Origin of the sequence: Devosia sp. 67-54 (assembly GCF_001899075.1) — a bacterium.
Classification (GTDB): domain Bacteria; phylum Pseudomonadota; class Alphaproteobacteria; order Rhizobiales; family Devosiaceae; genus Devosia_A.
The window spans coordinates 708,823-726,383 of the sequence record NZ_MKVA01000005.1 but is presented as its reverse complement, the minus strand read 5'-3'; the positions used below and the strand labels follow the sequence as shown (position 1 = coordinate 726,383).

The following is a 17,561-nucleotide window of genomic DNA, read 5'->3' as shown; positions in this document are numbered from 1 at the left end:
CTATCTATCCGCACCTCTGGGATTGCCAGAGCTTGACATGTTCCAGATGCGACCAGTCGAAGGCGTGGTCGCTGTTGCCGTGGGTCTCGAGATGGTCGAGCCGGGCCTTGGCCTCCTCGAGGCTCGGGATGTGCCCCTCCTCGACCGGCCACATCACGAAATGATGCGACTGCATCGGCTGGAACCACTCGGCCTTGCGGTTGTAGAACCGCTTGTGAACGGTGTTCCAGACATATTGCTCGAGCTGCTCGACCGTCTGCCAGACGCTCATGTTGACGGCCATCATCGGGTCGTTCGCATACGGCCTCAGATCGAGCGCGCCATCGTTGGAGCCGTCGCCGACCAGCCGCCAGACGAAGCCCGGCATGCGCTCCGCCATGGCGTTGACCCGCCCCAGATTGTCGACGAAATCCGCCATGCGCGGATCGTCGATCGGGTAGGTCAACCGGCCGATGTTGAGCTCAGCGACGTGCATCAGCGGCTCGGCTCCACCAGATCGAGCCGCGTTTCGATCCGATCCGCACGCATTTCAATTCGGTCCAGCCGACGGTTCACGCCGACCAACCCCTCTTCAACCGAGGTCATGCGAACCTTGAGATCGTGAACGTCATCGCCAAGCCGATCGAGCTTGGTGTCGATGCGGTTGAGCTTCTCGTCCATCCGGCGAAGCATCACGAGCACGATATTGTCCGGGTCATCGGCCATCGCTTACTCCGCCGCCACCGACGGCACGGCGTCGTCATTGTCCGACCGGTAGGTGTACTGGTCGATGCGCTCTTCCATGACGTGGCGGAAATTGCGGATGAGGCCCTGGATCGGCCACGCCGCGGCGTCGCCCAGCGCGCAGATGGTGTGGCCCTCGACCTGCTTGGTCACCTCGAACAGCATGTCGATCTCGCGCTTCTGGGCCCGCCCCTCGACCATGCGCTCCATCACCCGCATCATCCAGCCGGTGCCCTCGCGGCACGGCGTGCACTGGCCGCAGCTTTCGTGCTTGTAGAAGGCGCTGAGCCGCCAGATGGCGCGGATGATGTCGGTCGACTTGTCCATGACGATCACGGCAGCGGTGCCGAGCGACGAGCCGGCCTCCTTGAGGCCGTCGAAATCCATCAGCGCGTGGCGGATCTTCTCGGCGGGCACGCACGGCACCGAGGCGCCGCCGGGGATCACGGCCAGCAGGTTGTCCCAGCCGCCGCGGATGCCGCCGCAATGCTTTTCGATCATCTCGTCGAACGGGATGCCCATGGCCTCCTCGAACGTCGCCGGCTTGTTCACGTGGCCGGACACGCACATCAGCTTGGTGCCGGTGTTGTTCGGCCGGCCGATGCCGGCGAACCAGGCGCCGCCGCGGCGCAGGATCTCCGGCACGACGGCGATCGATTCGACGTTGTTGACGGTGGTCGGGCAACCATAGACGCCCATCGCCGCCGGGAACGGCGGCTTCAGCCGCGGCTGGCCCTTCTTGCCCTCGAGCGATTCCAGGAGCGCCGTTTCCTCGCCGCAGATATAGGCGCCGGCCCCGTGGTGGACGATGATGTCGAAATCCCAGCCGTTGACGTTGTCCTTGCCGATCAGGCGCGCGTCATAGGCTTCCTGCACCGCGTATTCGAGCCGCTGGCGCTCGCGGATGAACTCGCCGCGCACATAGATGATGGCGGTATGCGCATCCATGGCGCGGCTCGCCAGCAGCGCGCCCTCGACCAGATGGTGCGGATCGTGGCGGAGGATTTCGCGGTCCTTGCAGGTGCCCGGCTCGGACTCGTCGGCATTGATGACGAGGTAGTGCGGGCGGCCGTCCGACACCTTCGGCATGAAGGTCCATTTGAGCGCTGTGGGAAAACCGGCGCCGCCGCGGCCGCGCAGGCCCGAGCCCTTGACCTCGTTGGTGATCCAGTCGCGCCCGCGCTCGATGAAGGTCCTGGTGTCCTGCCAGCCGCCGCGCGCCCGGGCGCCCGCCAGCCGCCAGTCGCCCTGGCCGTACAGATTGGTGAAGATGCGGTCTTTGTCAGCGAGCATTACTTCGGATCCTTCCCGAAGACACGGCGGTATTCTTCGACGCCGCCGCGGGCGAGGACGTCTGCCTGCTGCAGCCAGTTGTTGCGGGCGATGCGGCCCTTGAAGCCGGCTTCGGCCTCCACCGCCTCGATCTGCTCCGGCGTCAGCGCCGCGACCTGCCGCCAGGTGGTGATGCCGATGGCGTTGAGCGTCTGTTCGAGCACCGGCCCCACGCCGTTGATCAGCTTGAGGTCGTCTGCCGGCCCGGCGGGGACGTCGAACAGCTTCTTCGGCGTGCGGGTGGATTTGCCGCCGTCGAGCTTGCCGGCCGGCGATTCCGCCCCGGTGGCGTCCTCGCGCATGGCGCGGTTGGGCTCGCCATTGGCGTTGGCGCCGGCATCGGCCTTGACGCGCTCGGCTTCCGCCTTGCCCTCGGAGACCTTGGCCTCGGCAGGCGTGCCCTTCACCGCCGGCGCATTCTCCTCGGAGACTTCGCTGCCCTTGCCCTTGTTGGTGGGCTCGGGTGCAGGAGCAGCCGGGGCCGGAGCCGCTGCGGGAGCAGTCGCCGGCGCCGCGGGCGCGGCCGGAGGTGGCGGCGGCGGGAACGGCTTGTAGGTCCGCTCGGCGGTGGGCCGTTCGAGCAGCGTCGTCGCCCCGCCTTCGGCCGCCGCGAACTGCCGCTTGATCTGCGGGCCAGGCGTCACCGATTTGCCGTTGCCGGCGCGGAAACTCTCGACGATGTGCTCGAAGCTCTCGACCGTCAGGTCCTCGTAGGTGTCGTTGCCGATCATGACCATCGGGGCGTTGACGCAGGCACCCAGGCACTCCGCCTCTTCCCAGCTCAGCTTGCCGTCGGCCGATACCTCGAGCGGGTCGTGCGCGATCTTGTGCTGGCACACATTGATCAGGTCGCCGGCGCCGCGCAGCATGCACGGCGTGGTGCCGCAGACGATGATGTGCGCTTCGCTGCCCACCGGCTTCAGCAGGAACTGCGTGTAGAAGGTCGCCACCTCGAGCACGCGGATGTACGCCATGCCCAGCATGTCGGCGACCGCCTCGATGGCGGCGCGGGTGACCCACCCCTCCTGCTCCTGCGCCCGCCACAGGATCGGGATCACCGCCGATTGCTGGCGGCCGGCGGGATAGCGCGCGATGACCTTCTCCGCCCAGGCCTGGTTCTCGGGCGAGAACGCAAAGCTTGCGGGCTGGACGGCATCGGCGGCGAGGCGGCGGACAGACATGGACTAGTTCACCTCGCAATAGAGGCTAGAGACGAGCGCGGGATTGGTCTTTGCCAAAGCCGATGCCTCGCGTCTTGTTCGTGGGACATCCTCGAAGCTCGCCTGGCACAGGCAGCGTCCATCGCTGAACGAAAAGACATCACCCACGCCCGCCACATCGGCCTGCCCGATCTCTTTGTAGCTCACAGGAAAGAAGCCCTGTGCCGCGACCTTCTGGCAATCCACTGCCAGATCGGCCGCGAGCGCCGGCCCGCAGGCGCAGCAGACGACCAAAGGTACCCCAGCAGCGACAATGTTGCGTGCAATCGCGATCACCGATCGACCTCACCGAAGACGATATCGAGCGAGCCCAGCACGGCGGAGACGTCCGCCAGCATGTGGCCGCGGCAGAGGAAATCCATGGCGCTCAGATGTGCGAAGCCCGGCGCCTTGATCTTGCAGCGATACGGCCTGTTGGTGCCGTCGGACACCAGGTACACGCCGAACTCGCCCTTGGGCGCCTCGACGGCGGCATAGACCTCGCCGGCCGGCACCTTGTAGCCCTCGGTATAGAGCTTGAAGTGATGGATCAGCGCTTCCATCGACTGCTTCATCTCGGCGCGCCGGGGCGGCACCACCTTGCCGTCGGTCGAGGTCACGGGCCCCTGCCCCTCCGGCGAATTGAGCAGCGCGATCACCTGCTTCATGATGCGGATCGACTGCCGCATCTCGTCCATGCGCACGAGGTAGCGGTCGTAGCAATCGCCGTTCTTGCCGATCGGGATGTCGAAGTCGAGCCGGTCGTAGCACTCGTAGGGCTGCGCCTTGCGCAGATCCCAGGCAACGCCGGAGCCGCGCACCATCACGCCGGAGAAGCCCCACTTCCAGGCGTCCTCGGCCGACACCACGCCGATGTCGGCGTTGCGCTGCATGTAGATGCGGTTGCCGGTGAGCAGGACTTCGAGGTCGTCGCAGACCTTGAGGAACGGATCGCAGAACGCCTCGATGTCGTCGATCAGCGCCTGCGGCAGGTCCTGGTGCACGCCGCCCGGCCGGAAGAAGGCCGCGTGCATGCGGCTGCCCGAGGCACGCTCGTAGAACACCATCAGCTTTTCGCGCTCGTCGAAGCCCCAGAGCGGCGGCGTCAGCGCCCCCACGTCCATGGCCTGGGTCGTGGTGTTGAGGATGTGGCTGAGCAGCCGGCCGATCTCGCAATAGAGCACGCGGATCAGCTGACCGCGGAACGGCACTTCGAGCCCGAGCAGCTTTTCCACCGCGAGGCAGAAGGCGTGCTCCTGGTTCATCGGCGCGACGTAATCGAGCCGGTCGAAATACGGCACCGCCTGCAGATAGGTCTTGCTCTCGATCAGCTTCTCGGTGCCGCGATGCAAGAGCCCGATATGCGGATCGACGCGCTCGACCACCTCGCCGTCGAGCTCGAGCACGAGGCGGAGCACGCCGTGCGCGGCCGGATGCTGCGGCCCGAAATTGATGGTGAAATTGCGAACGTCCGCCTCAGCCATGAGAGGCCTCCGGCTGAACGTGAATGGTGAATGGTGAATGGTGAATGGTCACTGCGAAGCGCCACGCTCTAGAGAACGGACAAACTGAACCAGCCGCCTGCCTAGCCGCTCGCTCCGATCGAGCAAGTCGGACAGACCCTCGACGTCCAACATGCCAATACGGGCCGCCAGTTGCGCCTGTGTTTCGAGTTCTTTCAAAGATCCCTGCGCGATCCTGAGGAATTGCACGAAGGAGCGACGCTGCGCCCGACCGAATCCTTCTGCGATGTTCGATGGAATGGAGACGGCGGAGCGGCGCATCTGCGAGACCAGCCCATACGCCTCCTCGCGTGGAAAGGCGCGAGTCAGCGAATAGACCATTTCGGCGATCTCCATCGCTTCCTGCCAGACGATCAGATCGCGATAGTCGCGTATCTCGTTCGTCTGCGTGACCATTCACCATTCACCATTCACCATTCACTGCTTCGCCTTCTCGTCACCCGGCAGCACGTAGTCCGTGCCTTCCCAGGGGCTCAGATAGTCGAACTGGCGGAATTCCTGCGCCAGCTTCACCGGCTCGTAGACCACGCGCTTGCGTTCCTCGTCGTACCTGACTTCCACGTAGCCGGTGGTCGGGAAATCCTTGCGCAGCGGATGGCCGTCGAAGCCGTAATCGGTGAGGATGCGGCGCAGGTCAGGGTGGCCCGAGAACAGGATGCCGTAGAAATCGTAGGCCTCGCGCTCGAACCAGTCGGCGCCGGGGAAGACCGGCGTGATCGAGGGGACCGGCGTTTCGTCGTCGGTGCGCACCTTGAGGCGGATGCGGGCGTTCCTGGTCGGCGACAGCAGGTGGTAGACGACGTCGAAGCGCTCGTCGCGCTCCGGGTAGTCGGCGCCGCAGACGTCGACGATGGAAATGAACGCCGTCCCCGGATCGTCGTGCAGCAGCCGCACCGCGTCGAGCACGGTTTCGCGGTGCAGCCGCACCGTCAGCTCGCCGAAGGCGATGGCCTGCTCGATGATGCGGTCGCCCAAAAGCTGGACAACGCGCTCCTGGATGGCGCTCAGGGTCGAAACATCCCCCATGTTTCGCTCCTAACGCTCGATGGTGCCGGTGCGGCGGATCTTCTTCTGCAACAGAAGCAACCCGTAGAGCAGCGCCTCGGCCGTCGGCGGACAGCCCGGCACGTAGATGTCGACCGGCACGACGCGATCGCAGCCGCGCACCACCGAATACGAATAATGATAGTAACCGCCGCCATTGGCGCAGCTGCCCATCGACACGACGTAGCGCGGCCCCGGCATCTGGTCGTAGACCTTGCGCAGCGCCGGCGCCATCTTGTTGGTCAGCGTGCCGGCGACGATCATCACGTCGGACTGCCGCGGCGAGGCGCGCGGCGCGAGGCCGAAGCGCTCGACGTCGTAGCGCGGCATCGACATCTGGATCATCTCGACGGCGCAGCAGGCAAGCCCGAAGGTCATCCACATCAACGAGCCGGTACGGGCCCAGTTGATCAGCTCGTCGGTGGCGGTGACCAGGAAGCCCTTGTCGGCGAGCTCGTTGTTGATCTCGACGAAATACGGATCGTCCGCGCCGATCGGCTTGCCGGTCCGCGGATCGAGCACGCCCCTGGGGGCCGGCGCGACGAGGGTTTCGGTCAATCCCATTCGAGCGCACCTTTCCGCCACTCATAGATGAAGCCGACGGTCAACACGCCGAGGAAGATCAGCATCGACCAGAAGCCGAACCAGCCCACATCCCTGAACGCCACGGCCCAGGGGAACAGGAACGCCACCTCGAGGTCGAAGATGATGAACAGAATCGCTACGAGGTAGAATCGCGCGTCGAACTTCATGCGCGCATCGTCGAAGGCATCGAATCCGCATTCGTAGGCGGACACCTTCTCGGGGTCGGGGCTCTTCACGGCGACGACGAAGGGGGCGAGGAGCAGGGCCAGGCCGATAACGCCGGACAGGCCGATAAAGATGACTATCGGCAGGTAGTTGCTGAGCAGATCGTTCATTCTGCGCCTATTCGGACGCCGGCGGAATACCGGCCGAAAACGCGTGGGCCAGAGGGCAATGATGGGCCCCGTGGACGGCGCGGTTTCGATGCACCGGGCTTAGCCCACGGCCTACCTCGATTCAAGGAAAACAAAACCTGATGGATTTGCTCATCTTACCATTGCGGGGAGCAGCTTTTTGCGCCTCCGGGGCAAACGAAAAGGCCCCGCTCGCGCAGGGCCTTCCGTGCATGGAATCGACGTCGCAGAAGAGCGTCAGTTGATGTGCCAGAGCAGCCCGGCAGTCGCCTTGGCGGTCGAGGGCAGGCCGCCGAACGCGCCGATGAACTGCAGGTCGCCGCGCAGGCTGAGTTGGTCGGTGAGCGCCATCTCGGCGCCGCCGCCCAGCGCATAGGCCGCCGAGCTGTTGAGGAAGCCGGCGCCCACATCGCCATAGAGCATGGTGTTGTCGGACACGAACCCGCCAATGCGGCCGAGCGCCAGGGCGTCGTAGGCGGTGAAGCCGCTGTTCCAGTACGCGTCGCCCTGGAACTCGACGCCGGCCATGATTCCGTCGCTGACGGCGAAATTGGCACCGACCACCACGCCGAGCGTGCCGTAGCCCGTGCCGCCCGACAGCGCGCCGCCGGCGGAGCCGCCGATATACAGGCCTTCGAAGTTGAACAGCGGGCTCGAATAGATCGGGTCGGCCGGCTTGAGCAGGTCGGCGGCATTGGCCGCCGAAGCCATGACGACCGCCAGTGCGGCGCCCGCCAGAAGTGAGTGCGCGATTTTCATGAGGTGTCCCCTGGAGGTCGGAATTTGGTGCCAGGGATTTTGCGCGACCACAGCTTTGCCGACAATTAGCGACAAAATTTAATTATCTCATAGGCTTAACGAGTGGTTACGACAGCCCGCGCGGGCAAAAGCAAAGGGGCCCCGCCAGCGGAGCCCCTTGCCAAATCGACGCCCGTGGGCGGGATTCTTAGAAGTGCCAGCTCAGACCGACCTTCACGGCCGCCGAATTCTCGGCGGTGTTGGTCAGGTCGAAGTTGTACTGCGCTTCCGCCTTGATGCCGAGATTGTCGGCCACGGCGAACTCGACACCGACACCGGCCGGAACGTACCAGCTGGTCACGGTCCGCGAACCGATACCGGAGAAGGCATAGAGCATCGCGCTGTCACCGAGGAGGCCGCCGACCTTGGCGGTCGCCTGGCCCGAGAAGTTCGAGCCGGTGGAGGCCACAGCTTCAATCTCGCCACCAAGGACGAGGTTGTCCATGAGGGCGTTCACGCCGAAATTGACGCCGAGGCCGAAGGCCGACGGAGCCGATTGGCCCTGGATGAAGGCGCCGATATAGGCTCCGTCCCAGTTGAAGCTGTTGTTCACGACCGGCGGAACCGTCGGCGTGTCGACAACCAGATCGGCAGCGAACGCCGCCGAGGAGAGCACAGCCGTAGCCGCGGTAGCGAGCAAGGCAAGCTTGAGAGAACGCATATCAAAGTCCTTTTACGTGTCTAAGTCGGAACTCGCTTGGGAGCCGCGAGTCACGAGAGCCCTTATTTAACGCCGATATCGTCCGAGCGACACCGCCCCCGCCCCGTTTTGGTCATTCATGTGCCCGATCCGCCACACTTGCCGGAATAGGCAACCTTTTGATTCCTCGTCACAAACCGCGCTCCGCCCAGGCGTAGCGCCACATGCCGCAGATGTGATCAAAGCCCTAGAAGTGGAAATTGGCCCCGATCGTGAACTGGTTCTTCGGATTCGCTCCCGTTACCGGGAAACCGTGAAGATATCGTGCGCCGACGCTGAGATTGTCGGCGAGCGCCAGATCGACGCCGCCGCCCGCCAGCAGATCGGTTTCGGACGGACCGCCCAGCGCCGTGCCCAGACCCACCGCGCCATAGGCGATGGCGTTGTCGGTGAGCGCGATGCCGGCCTTGCCGACGCCTTCGACATAGGCCGTGGTGCCGGCGCCGCCGCCCAGGGCCTGAATCGCCACTTCGCCGCCGACCAGCACGAATTCGAAGCGCGCATTGGCGCCCACGTCGAGGCCGAGGCCCAGCTGGCCGCCGCCCACCGTGCTGCCCTGCGCCACGCCATAGACGCCGGCGTAAAAGCCGTTCCAGTCGAAGCCGGAATCGGCGACCGGCAACGAATCGTTGCCCGAGGTGGGCACCGTCAGCAGATCCACCGCCTGCGCGGCGGGGCTGAGGGCGGCAAGCAGGGCCGCGAGGCTGGCGATCTTGAACAGGCGCATCCTGTTCTCCTTGGATATTCGGACCGACAACGCCGCCTCCTCTGCGGCAGTTCCGTCCCTCGAAACGCTGCGCCGCGCACCGGAATCGCTGGCTTAGAACGACTCTCCAGGCGCGCTGGCGACGTTGAGAATCCTAGGGATTTGTGAGGGCAATGGGTCGCCCGGGCGGCGAGAATGTGGCGGCCCACAGGTGTGGCACGAACGCCACAGATCGGGCGCCGTCGCGCAATCTCTCCAGCACTTTCGGGAAATGGCGCGAGTGACGGGACTCGAACCCGCGACCTTCGGCGTGACAGGCCGACGCTCTAACCAACTGAGCTACACCCGCTGACGGCGAAGCAGAGCCCCGCGCAACGTGGCGTCCGTGTATCGACGCGGTTGGGGCAAGTCAAGCAGGCAACAGGGCCTTTCGGCAGGCGTTCCGCGAGACCGCGATCGAAGGTGGAATGGTGGGCGGTGACGGTCTCGAACCGCCGACCCTCTCGGTGTAAACGAGATGCTCTACCACTGAGCTAACCGCCCGTCCGTGCGACGGCGAGTAACTAGGGTCTCGGCACGAAACCGTCAACGCTTGCGCAAAACGAACGGCCCTGCTGCGCGAGGCACACAGGGCCGCTCGAAATTCGGAAACTCCGACGGATCAGTTGATCGCGTCTTTGAGGCCCTTGCCGGGCTTGAACTTGGCCTGCATCGAGGCCGGGATCTTGATCTCGGCGCCGGTGGCCGGGTTACGCCCGATCGAGGCCTTGCGCTTGGAGACGGAGAACGTGCCAAAGCCGACCAGCCGGACCTCGTCGCCCTTCTTCAGAGACTTGGTGATGGCGTCGAAGACGGCGTCAACGGCTTCCCCGGCCTGGGCCTTGGTGATGCTCGCGCCGTCGGCGACCACGCCGATCAGATCGTTCTTGTTCATAGCGTTTCCTCACAGTGAAAAGCCCGCCCTCTCGGCGAAGCAGAAAGCGCGGCCATTCCTTTGATGATTCCGAGCGAAACGCAAGGAGTTCCGGGCGTTTTGCCCCGTCATGACCGCGCGACGTTAATGGGACGGCAATTTGGTGCGGTCAATCGAAAACGACTGCCGCATGAGCCCGAAACCCCCGGATTCCGGGGTTTTCCACCAAATCAGGCGGGCTGCGGCGCCGGTGGCGGCCGGCGGACGCCCAAAATCAGCGGAATCGCCAGCAGGTACACCGCGACGCCCGCCGCCCAGACGAGTCCGGGCCAGGTGTCGCGCACGCCGAAATACACCGCCGAAAAGAACAGCGGCCCGAAGATCGAGGCGACGCTGACGATCGAGGCCATGACGCCCTGCAATTGTCCCTGCTTGTCGGCATCGGCCTGCTGCGTCGTCAGCGATTGCAGCGCCGGCACGCCGACCCCGCCCAGCGCGTAGAGCGGAAGCACCGCGAACACCACCCAGCCCTGCGTCGCAATCGCCGTCAGCAGCAGCCCGATGATCTCGCAGGCCATGCCGACCAGCAGCGCGTTGCGCTCGCCGAGGCGCCGCGACGCCGGTCCGGGCAGCAGCGCCTGCACCGCGGCATGGAACACTCCGTAGCCGCCCAGCGACAGCCCGACCATAAGGCCGTTCCACTCGAACGCGTCGGTGCCGAACAGCGCCCACACGGTGCCGTACATGTTGCCGACGAAATTGAGGATGAAGAACACCGCGATCAGCGGCAGCAGCCCCTTGAGCGAGAACGCCCAGGCCAGCGGTACCAGCGGATTGAGGCTGCGCAGGTCGAACCTCACGTCGCGCCGGCCGGGCCGCGATTCCGGCAGCAGCAGCAGCGCCAGCAGGAAGTTGAGGCCGTTGAGTCCGGCGGCGGCGAGGAACGGCGCCCGCACCCAGATGTCGCCGAGCAGCCCGCCCAGCACCGGCCCGACGATGAAGCCGATGCCGAACATGGCGTGGAACAGCCCGAAGCGCTGCGCCCGCTGCGCCTCGGGCGTGATGTCGGTGATGTAGGCGGTGGCGATCACCATGTTGGCGCTGGTCAGCCCGGCGATGGCTCGGCCGACCACCAGCATCCACAGCTCCGGCGCGAACGCCATGAACAGGTAATCGATCGCGGCGCCGGCCAGCGACAGCAGCAGCACCGGACGGCGGCCGAAGCGGTCGCTCATCACCCCCAGCACCGGCGCGAACACGAACTGGATCGCCGCATAGAGCGCGTAGATTACCCCGACATAGGGGGCGACGTTGTCGGCATGCGTCACCGTCTCCAGCAGCCGCGGCAGGATCGGAAAGATCAGGCCGATGCCGATGGCGTCGAGCGTCACGGCGCCCAGGATGATGACCAGCGGTTTGTTCACGGGGAGATGCCCTCGACGGCGACGACGTGTCGGCGACATGTCGTTCGGCCGGCGCCGGAAATCAACACACGCCCGGGAGACCGCCGGCCGGTGCCAGCGCCAGAAGCGACAAGTTTATTGTCGTACTGCAAGTATATCCACCGATTCCGCACCGCGGCTCCGGCCCGTTCCTGTTTTGAGTGGCGGACTTCGCTCGCGTGTGTATGGTTACTTCAAGTCTTGGGCACGGCGATGGGGGTCGACATGAACATAGGCTCGAGCACATGGCGTGTGGCGCGGCGGGCCGCCGGGGTGCTGGCCGCCGCCGGGGTGTTTGCCGTGGCCTGGTGCGGCCCGGCACGGGCGGACGGTTTGTCACCCGGCATCGACGCCGCGATTGACAGTGCCCTGGACGAGGCGCTGGGGCAGCCGGACCATTCCCACAATATCGATTCGACCGATATTATCAGCACATCTGACGGCAGCATCCTGGCTTATGCCGGCAAGGTGTCGTATTTCTCTAACGGCACCTATGTGACGGTGCCGTTCACCGGGGAAATGTTCATAACAGCGACCGGGATGGGCTCGGGCACCGCGGCGACCATCCAATGGGATGCGGCGCAGTCGTTTGGCGGAGAAGGCGGCGCCACCGATGTTTCGGGCGACCCCTTCGTCACCGGCTATCTGGATCACGGCGACGGCACCTCCTATCACGCCTTTCGCTACGACACCGAAACCGCGCAAACGCTGGACCTCGGCGCTTTGACGGAGGACGGCACCAGCATTGGCCTCGGCGTCAGCGCCGATGGCGGCGTCGTGGTCGGCGCAGCGACGGTGGACGGCGGCTGGCAGCACGCCTTCCGCTGGACCGCGGCGAGCGGCAGCATGGTGGATTTGGGGTCTGCCTCCGGCGGCGCGCATGACCAGTCGCGGGCGATGGGCGTCAGCGACGACGGGAACGTCGTCTTCGGGGCCAGCGATTTCCAGAGCACGATCCACAGCGGCACGGTTTCGCACGCCTTCGCCTGGACCGTGACCGGCGGCTACCAGGACCTTGGCGTAATCGGCAACAACAATTCCATCGCCATGGCCGCGACGCACGATGGCAGCGTCATCGTCGGCGGCGGCGGCAACCGCGCCTTCCGCTGGACTGCGGCCACGGGCATGGTGGACCTCGGCGCGCCGGAAGGCGCCGCCGGCGCGGGATCGATCGCCACGGATGTCAGTGACAACGGCATGATCGTGGTGGGCGAATACTCCACCTCGAACGATTTCCTCGGCAGTGGCACCAGCGTGGACAATTTCGGCTACATCCTCGGCGCCGACAGCGGTGCCGGCACCATGCACGCCTTCCGCTGGACCGACGCGGCCCAGGGCGGCACCGGCATGGCCGATCTCAGGGCACTGATGATCACCTCGGGCGTCGACATGAGCGGCATCGACCTGGTCACCGCCGACTCCATCTCGGGCGACGGCCAGTACATTTCCGGCCAGATGACCACGGCAGCGACCGGGACCTCGCATACGGTGCCGTATCTGCTGCAATATTGCGACGCGTTCGTCGATGCCTGCACGAGCGGCGTCACCACGCCGCAGCAGCAGACGGTCTCGGTGCAGGAACTGGCCGACGCGAGGGCGGCCGTTTCCGGGCATCTCGACGCCACGGCAGGGCTGCTGCTCGGTTCGCTTGCGCCGGTTTCGGGACCCGCCGACGCCGAATTTTTCGCCGGCGCCGGCTCGATCACCGCCGGCGCCCATGGCCGCTGGGGCGATGACAACGTCATGCTGCTGGGCGGCGTGGCGCTGACGCAGCAGGAATACGGCGCGGTCGATGTCACGCAGGCGCTGGTTCTCGCCGGCGGGCTGCGGCACATCTGGACCGGCGGCGCGCTGCGCCCCTTCGTCGAGGCCGGCGGCTGGGCCGCGCCCGGCATCGCCATGACCTTCAGCCGCGACTATGGCAATGGCGCCACCACCGCGACGGGCACGGGCAGCACGTCGGGCCTTGCCGCCAGCCTCTACGCCAGGGGCGGCGTGATCTGGGCGCCGGCTGCCGGCAACGAGCTGGTGCTGGCCGGCGCCTATCAGCACAACTGGCTGCGCACCGACGCCTACACGGAATCGTCCGTGGGCAATCCGTTTCCGGCCACGTTCTCGGATGGCGCGCTGGCGACGGACATCCTCAAGCTGTCGCTCGCCTGGACCACCAGGATCAACGAGTCGCTCGATCTGACGCTCACGGGCGCGCTCGGCCACGCTTTTGCCTCCGGCCAGGTCGACGGAACGATGGCCGGCGGCGGCACGGTCGCGACCGCGGCGCAGGACTATACCCTCGCGGAAGTCGGCGCCCGCATCGGCTACAAGATGAACGACCAGCTCAGCCTCAACGGCTTCGGCTTCGCCAGCACCGGAACCAGCATCGGCACGCATTTTACCGTCGGCGGCGGGCTGTCGTTCAGGTTCTAGCCGGCCACAACCCGGCCTCATGCCGCCGCAGGCGCCGCCCGCCGTCGCCGCGACAGCCAGCCGAGGACGGGGATGGCGGGCAGATAGAGCGCCGCCGCCACCAGCCACACCGCGCCGGGAAAGGCCGGCGCCGTCAGCGCGAAGACCGTCGTTCCAATCAGCGGCCCGGCAATCGAGGTGAGGCTCTGGGCGCTCGCCAGCACGCCCTGCAATTCGCCCTGCCGGTCCTCCCCGGCCTGCGCCGACATCAGCGATTGCAGCGCCGGCAGGCCGACGCCGCCGAGCGCCGACAGCGGCGACAGCGCGAACGCCATCCAGCCCTGCGTCGCAAAGGCGAAGCCGAGGAACGCCAGCACGTCCGCGCCGATGCCGACGATCATCGTGCCGCGGTCGCCCAGCCGCCGGCTCAGCGGCCCGGTGACGAACGCCTGCGCCAGCGTGTGGCAGATGCCGAAGGTGGCGAGCCACAGCCCCACCGTCACCCCGTCGAAGTGGAACTTGGCCTGGCCGTAGAGCACCGCGATCGTGCCGGGGATGTCGCCATTGATGGCGAAGATCAGGAACAGCGCGAGCAGCGGCGCCAGCGCCGCGAAGCTGAACGCCCATTTGAGCGGCGCGAACGGGTTGAGCGTGCCGAGCTCGAATGTCTCGCGGCTGGGCGTCCGGCTCTCCTTCAGCACGGTCAGCGCCAGCACGAGGTTCAGCGCGTTGAGCCCGGCGGCGGCGAGGAACGGCGCGCGCAGGAAATACGTGCTCAGCAGCCCGCCCAGGATCGGCCCGACGATGAAGCCGACGCCGAACGCCGCGCTCATCCAGCTGAAGCGCTGCGCCCGCTCCTGCTCCGCCGAGATGTCGGCGATGTAGGCGCCGGCGACCGACATGCTGGCGCCGGTGATGCCGGCGATGATGCGGCCGGCGACCAGCACCCAGAGCGCCGGCGTGAACGCCATGATGAGGTAGTCGATGGTGGCGCCCGCCAGCGAGGCGATCAGCACCGGCCGCCGCCCGATGCGGTCGCTCAGCAGCCCCAGGATCGGCGCGAACAGGAACTGCATCGCCGCATAGGCCGCGATGATCACGCCATAGATGGTCGAAACCTCGCCATGTCCGGTGAGTTCGTCCAGCAGCGAGGGCAGGATCGGAAAGATCAGTCCGATGCCGACGGCGTCGAGCGCCACGACGCCGATGATGACCAAGAGCGAGCGGTTCATTCCCGCCTCCTTATCAACGATAAAGAAATTTATCGGTGATAAAGTTCCTTATCGATGATAAGTCAAGGCCCATGGCGATCGAACGCGAAAAAATTCTCGATGCGGCTTTCTCCCTGCTCGACGAAGCAGGGCTCGACCGCTTCACCACCCGCCGGCTGGCCGAGCGGCTGGGCGTGCAGCAGCCGGCGCTCTACTGGCACTTCGCCAGCAAGGCGGCGTTGCTCGATGCGCTGAACCACGAAATGCTGCTGCGCTTCCACAGCCGTCGCGTGCCGCGTCCGGACGAGCGCTGGGACGAGTTCACGCTGGCCTATGCCCGCGGCTTTCGCCGTGCCCTGCTCGCGGTGCGCGATGGCGCCCGCATCAACACCGGCGCCCGCCCCACCGACGCCGATTTCGCCGACTACGAACGCCAGCTTGAGCTCTATGTCGCCGCCGGCTTCACCGCCCACGAGGCGCTGGCCATCGCCCTCTCGGTGACCCGCTACGTCGTCGGCTATGTCCTCGAAGAGCAGAACGAGCGCGAGCGCGCCGAAACCGAGCCCGACGCGGTCGGCGACCCCCTCCAGGAAGTCGCCGCCTTCCCCCTGCTCGCCGAAGCCATGCGGCCATTGATGCGCGGCACCGACATCGACACCGAGGCGGTTTTCGAGCGCGGCCTCGCCTATCTGCTCACCGGCATCCGCCTCACGCTCGCCGCCAAGGCGAAGCCCGCCTCCGGCAACGGCTCAAAAGCAAAGCGTCGCAGCGCCCGCTGAGATCGATTCGAGCATGCCGGCCGCCCGGCGGTCAGTGCCGCGTGACGCCGCTCAGCGTCGCGGCGATCACGTCCCATTCGGCCTTGACGTTGGGGGCCGAGCGCTTCTTGCCGGCGCGGCGGTACCAGTAGTCGGCATTGCCCATGTCGGCCTCGATCCAGTGCAGCAAAGCATGCACCCAGTCGAACTCCATGGTGCCTTCCATCGCCTGCACGATGGCGTGCGCCTGCTCCCATTCGGGGCCGACGCGGAACTCGCCCTTGCGGATCCACCACAGCGCCTGCAGCGGCTTCGACATGTCCTTGGGCACGTCGCGCCAGTCGGCGGTCGAAAAGATGTCGGCTTCGGCCATGCTCACCACCACCGCTCCGGCGCGAACACCGTTCCAGCCGAGCGTTCCAGCACGCGGCCGGCGGCGAACAGCGTCTCCTCGTCGAACGGCCTGCCGATGAGCTGCAGGCCGAGCGGCAGGCCGCTCGCATCCTTGCCCGCCGGCACCGCGATGCCGGGCAGCCCGGCCATGTTCACCGTCACGGTAAACACGTCGTTGAGGTACATCTTCACCGGGTCGGCGTTCATGTCCTCGTCGCCGACGCCGAAGGCAGCGCTCGGCGTCGCCGGCGTCAGGATGGCGTCGACGCCGTCGGCGAAGGCGTGCTCGAAATCGCGCTTGATCAGCGTGCGCACCTTCTGCGCCCGCACGTAATAGGCGTCATAGTAGCCGGCCGAGAGCACATAGGTGCCGATCATCAGCCGCCGCCGCACTTCCGCGCCGAACCCCTTGGCGCGGGTCAGCTCGTACATGTCGGTGATGTCCTTGCCGCTGACGCGCAGCCCGTACTTCACCCCGTCGTAGCGCGCCAGGTTGGACGAGGCTTCCGCCGGCGCCACGATGTAATAGGCCGGCAGCGCGTATTTGGTGTGCGGCAGCGAGATGTCCTTGACCGTCGCGCCCTCGGCCTTCAGCCAGGCGATGCCCTGCTGCCACAGCGCCTCGATCTCGGGCGGCATGCCGTCCATCCGGTATTCCTTCGGAATGCCGATGACGAGGCCCTTGACGCCGCGCTCCACCGCTGCGGCGAAATCCGGCACCGCACGGTCGACGCTGGTCGAGTCTTTCGGGTCGAACCCCGCCATCGAGGTCAGCATGATCGCCGCGTCCTCGACGGTGCGGGCAATCGGTCCGGCCTGGTCGAGCGAGGAGGCGAAGGCGACGATGCCCCAGCGCGAGCAGCGGCCATAGGTCGGCTTGATGCCGACGGTGCCGGTGAACGCCGCCGGCTGGCGGATCGAGCCGCCGGTGTCGGTGGCCGTCGCCGCGGCGCACAGCCAGGCGCTCACCGCCGCCGCCGAGCCGCCCGACGAGCCGCCGGGCACGAGCTGGGCGTTGCTGCCGCCGCTGCGCCAGGGGTTGATCACCGGACCGTAATACGAGGTCTCGTTGGACGAACCCATGGCGAACTCGTCCATGTTGAGCTTGCCCAGCATCACCGCCCCGTCGCGCCAGAGATTGGCGGTGACGGTGGATTCGTATTCCGGCCTGAAGCCGTCGAGGATGTGGCTCGCCGCCTGGGTGTGCACCCCGCGGGTCGCGAACAGGTCCTTGATGCCGAGCGGGATGCCCTCGAGCGGCCCGCCCTGCCCCTTGCCCAGCTTTTCGTCCGACGCGGCGGCGCCGGCCCGCGCCTGCTCGGGCGTGGTGGCCACATAGGCGTTGAGCTTGGGGTTGGCCGCCGCGATCGCGGCCAGATAGGCATCGGTCAGCTCGGCGGAAGAAAAACTCTTGTCCCTCAGCCCCTTGCGGGCGGCGGCAAGCGTCAGCTTGGTAAGATCGGTCAACTCTGATG

Annotated in this window: 20 protein-coding genes and 2 tRNA genes; 2 read left to right on the top strand and 20 right to left on the bottom strand. The window is 66.4% G+C overall.

From position 1 onward, the window contains the following. Nucleotides 1–4: 4 nt before the first annotated feature. From BGO82_RS08705 to BGO82_RS08625, 17 genes are all read right to left on the bottom strand, one after another. Nucleotides 5–475, bottom strand: coding sequence for a DUF3291 domain-containing protein (locus BGO82_RS08705; RefSeq protein WP_291305162.1), 471 nt, complete (start codon nucleotides 473–475; stop codon nucleotides 5–7). Then, on the bottom strand, nucleotides 475–705 hold the full coding sequence (locus BGO82_RS08700) for a hypothetical protein (protein WP_291305161.1): 231 nt from the start codon (nucleotides 703–705) through the stop codon (nucleotides 475–477). The genes BGO82_RS08705 and BGO82_RS08700 overlap by 1 nt, the downstream gene beginning before the upstream one ends. 3 nt (nucleotides 706–708) lie before the next feature. Next, nucleotides 709–2,016 (bottom strand): NADH-quinone oxidoreductase subunit NuoF, encoded by a 1,308-nt coding sequence (nuoF, locus tag BGO82_RS08695; protein WP_291305160.1) that lies wholly within the window; start codon nucleotides 2,014–2,016, stop codon nucleotides 709–711. Continuing rightward, nucleotides 2,016–3,236, bottom strand: a complete 1,221-nt coding sequence (gene nuoE / locus BGO82_RS08690; protein WP_291305159.1) for an NADH-quinone oxidoreductase subunit NuoE — start codon at nucleotides 3,234–3,236, stop codon at nucleotides 2,016–2,018. Before nuoE ends, nuoF begins: the two co-directional genes overlap by 1 nt. A gap of 3 nt (nucleotides 3,237–3,239) precedes the next feature. Then, entirely contained in the window at nucleotides 3,240–3,551 is a 312-nt protein-coding gene (locus BGO82_RS08685) for a hypothetical protein (RefSeq protein ID WP_291305158.1), read from the bottom strand. After that, complete coding sequence (locus tag BGO82_RS08680; protein ID WP_291305157.1) at nucleotides 3,548–4,738, bottom strand: NADH-quinone oxidoreductase subunit D; 1,191 nt, start codon at nucleotides 4,736–4,738, stop codon at nucleotides 3,548–3,550. Before BGO82_RS08680 ends, BGO82_RS08685 begins: the two co-directional genes overlap by 4 nt. Nucleotides 4,739–4,786: 48 nt before the next feature. Beyond that, complete coding sequence (locus BGO82_RS08675; protein ID WP_291305156.1) at nucleotides 4,787–5,173, bottom strand: four helix bundle protein; 387 nt, start codon at nucleotides 5,171–5,173, stop codon at nucleotides 4,787–4,789. A gap of 21 nt (nucleotides 5,174–5,194) precedes the next feature. Further along, nucleotides 5,195–5,803 carry an NADH-quinone oxidoreductase subunit C gene (locus tag BGO82_RS08670; RefSeq protein WP_291305155.1) on the bottom strand — a complete coding sequence of 203 codons (609 nt, stop codon included), beginning with the start codon at nucleotides 5,801–5,803 and terminating at the stop codon, nucleotides 5,195–5,197. Between the two features lie 9 nt (nucleotides 5,804–5,812). Beyond that, complete coding sequence (locus BGO82_RS08665) at nucleotides 5,813–6,385, bottom strand: NADH-quinone oxidoreductase subunit B (RefSeq protein WP_291305154.1); 573 nt, start codon at nucleotides 6,383–6,385, stop codon at nucleotides 5,813–5,815. Beyond that, complete coding sequence (locus BGO82_RS08660) at nucleotides 6,376–6,741, bottom strand: NADH-quinone oxidoreductase subunit A (RefSeq protein WP_291305153.1); 366 nt, start codon at nucleotides 6,739–6,741, stop codon at nucleotides 6,376–6,378. Before BGO82_RS08660 ends, BGO82_RS08665 begins: the two co-directional genes overlap by 10 nt. 255 nt (nucleotides 6,742–6,996) lie before the next feature. Further along, nucleotides 6,997–7,518 (bottom strand): hypothetical protein, encoded by a 522-nt coding sequence (locus BGO82_RS08655; protein ID WP_291305152.1) that lies wholly within the window; start codon nucleotides 7,516–7,518, stop codon nucleotides 6,997–6,999. A 187-nt stretch (nucleotides 7,519–7,705) separates the two neighbouring features. Then, entirely contained in the window at nucleotides 7,706–8,218 is a 513-nt protein-coding gene (locus BGO82_RS08650) for a hypothetical protein (protein WP_291305151.1), read from the bottom strand. A gap of 226 nt (nucleotides 8,219–8,444) precedes the next feature. Beyond that, nucleotides 8,445–8,984 (bottom strand): porin family protein, encoded by a 540-nt coding sequence (locus tag BGO82_RS08645; protein ID WP_291305150.1) that lies wholly within the window; start codon nucleotides 8,982–8,984, stop codon nucleotides 8,445–8,447. 251 nt (nucleotides 8,985–9,235) lie between these two features. After that, nucleotides 9,236–9,312: transfer RNA gene (locus BGO82_RS08640), tRNA-Asp, on the bottom strand. Between the two features lie 119 nt (nucleotides 9,313–9,431). Then, nucleotides 9,432–9,506 (bottom strand) — tRNA-Val (locus BGO82_RS08635). Nucleotides 9,507–9,624: 118 nt separating this feature from the next. Beyond that, nucleotides 9,625–9,897 carry an HU family DNA-binding protein gene (locus BGO82_RS08630; RefSeq protein WP_291305149.1) on the bottom strand — a complete coding sequence of 91 codons (273 nt, stop codon included), beginning with the start codon at nucleotides 9,895–9,897 and terminating at the stop codon, nucleotides 9,625–9,627. 209 nt (nucleotides 9,898–10,106) lie between these two features. Then, the gene (locus BGO82_RS08625) at nucleotides 10,107–11,300 is read right to left on the bottom strand and encodes a TCR/Tet family MFS transporter (RefSeq protein WP_291305148.1); all 1,194 of its coding nucleotides are present in this window, start codon (nucleotides 11,298–11,300) and stop codon (nucleotides 10,107–10,109) included. Between the two features lie 243 nt (nucleotides 11,301–11,543). On the opposite strand from BGO82_RS08625, the gene BGO82_RS08620 reads away from it, so the two are divergent. Then, nucleotides 11,544–13,745 carry a hypothetical protein gene (locus tag BGO82_RS08620; RefSeq protein ID WP_291305147.1) on the top strand — a complete coding sequence of 734 codons (2,202 nt, stop codon included), beginning with the start codon at nucleotides 11,544–11,546 and terminating at the stop codon, nucleotides 13,743–13,745. 17 nt (nucleotides 13,746–13,762) lie between these two features. Here the strand turns inward: BGO82_RS08620 and BGO82_RS08615 are convergent, their stop codons facing one another. Then, entirely contained in the window at nucleotides 13,763–14,956 is a 1,194-nt protein-coding gene (locus BGO82_RS08615; RefSeq protein WP_291305146.1) for a TCR/Tet family MFS transporter, read from the bottom strand. Between the two features lie 71 nt (nucleotides 14,957–15,027). Here BGO82_RS08615 and BGO82_RS08610 point away from each other — a divergent pair, with 71 nt between their 5' ends. Next, nucleotides 15,028–15,714 (top strand): TetR/AcrR family transcriptional regulator C-terminal domain-containing protein, encoded by a 687-nt coding sequence (locus tag BGO82_RS08610; protein WP_291305145.1) that lies wholly within the window; start codon nucleotides 15,028–15,030, stop codon nucleotides 15,712–15,714. A gap of 31 nt (nucleotides 15,715–15,745) precedes the next feature. Here BGO82_RS08610 and BGO82_RS08605 read toward each other — a convergent pair whose 3' ends face one another. Together BGO82_RS08605 and gatA are read right to left on the bottom strand one after the other, a co-directional pair. Beyond that, on the bottom strand, nucleotides 15,746–16,066 hold the full coding sequence (locus BGO82_RS08605; RefSeq protein ID WP_291305144.1) for a hypothetical protein: 321 nt from the start codon (nucleotides 16,064–16,066) through the stop codon (nucleotides 15,746–15,748). Between the two features lie 2 nt (nucleotides 16,067–16,068). Further along, nucleotides 16,069–17,553, bottom strand: a complete 1,485-nt coding sequence (gatA, locus tag BGO82_RS08600) for an Asp-tRNA(Asn)/Glu-tRNA(Gln) amidotransferase subunit GatA (protein ID WP_291305143.1) — start codon at nucleotides 17,551–17,553, stop codon at nucleotides 16,069–16,071. Nucleotides 17,554–17,561: the final 8 nt, after the last annotated feature.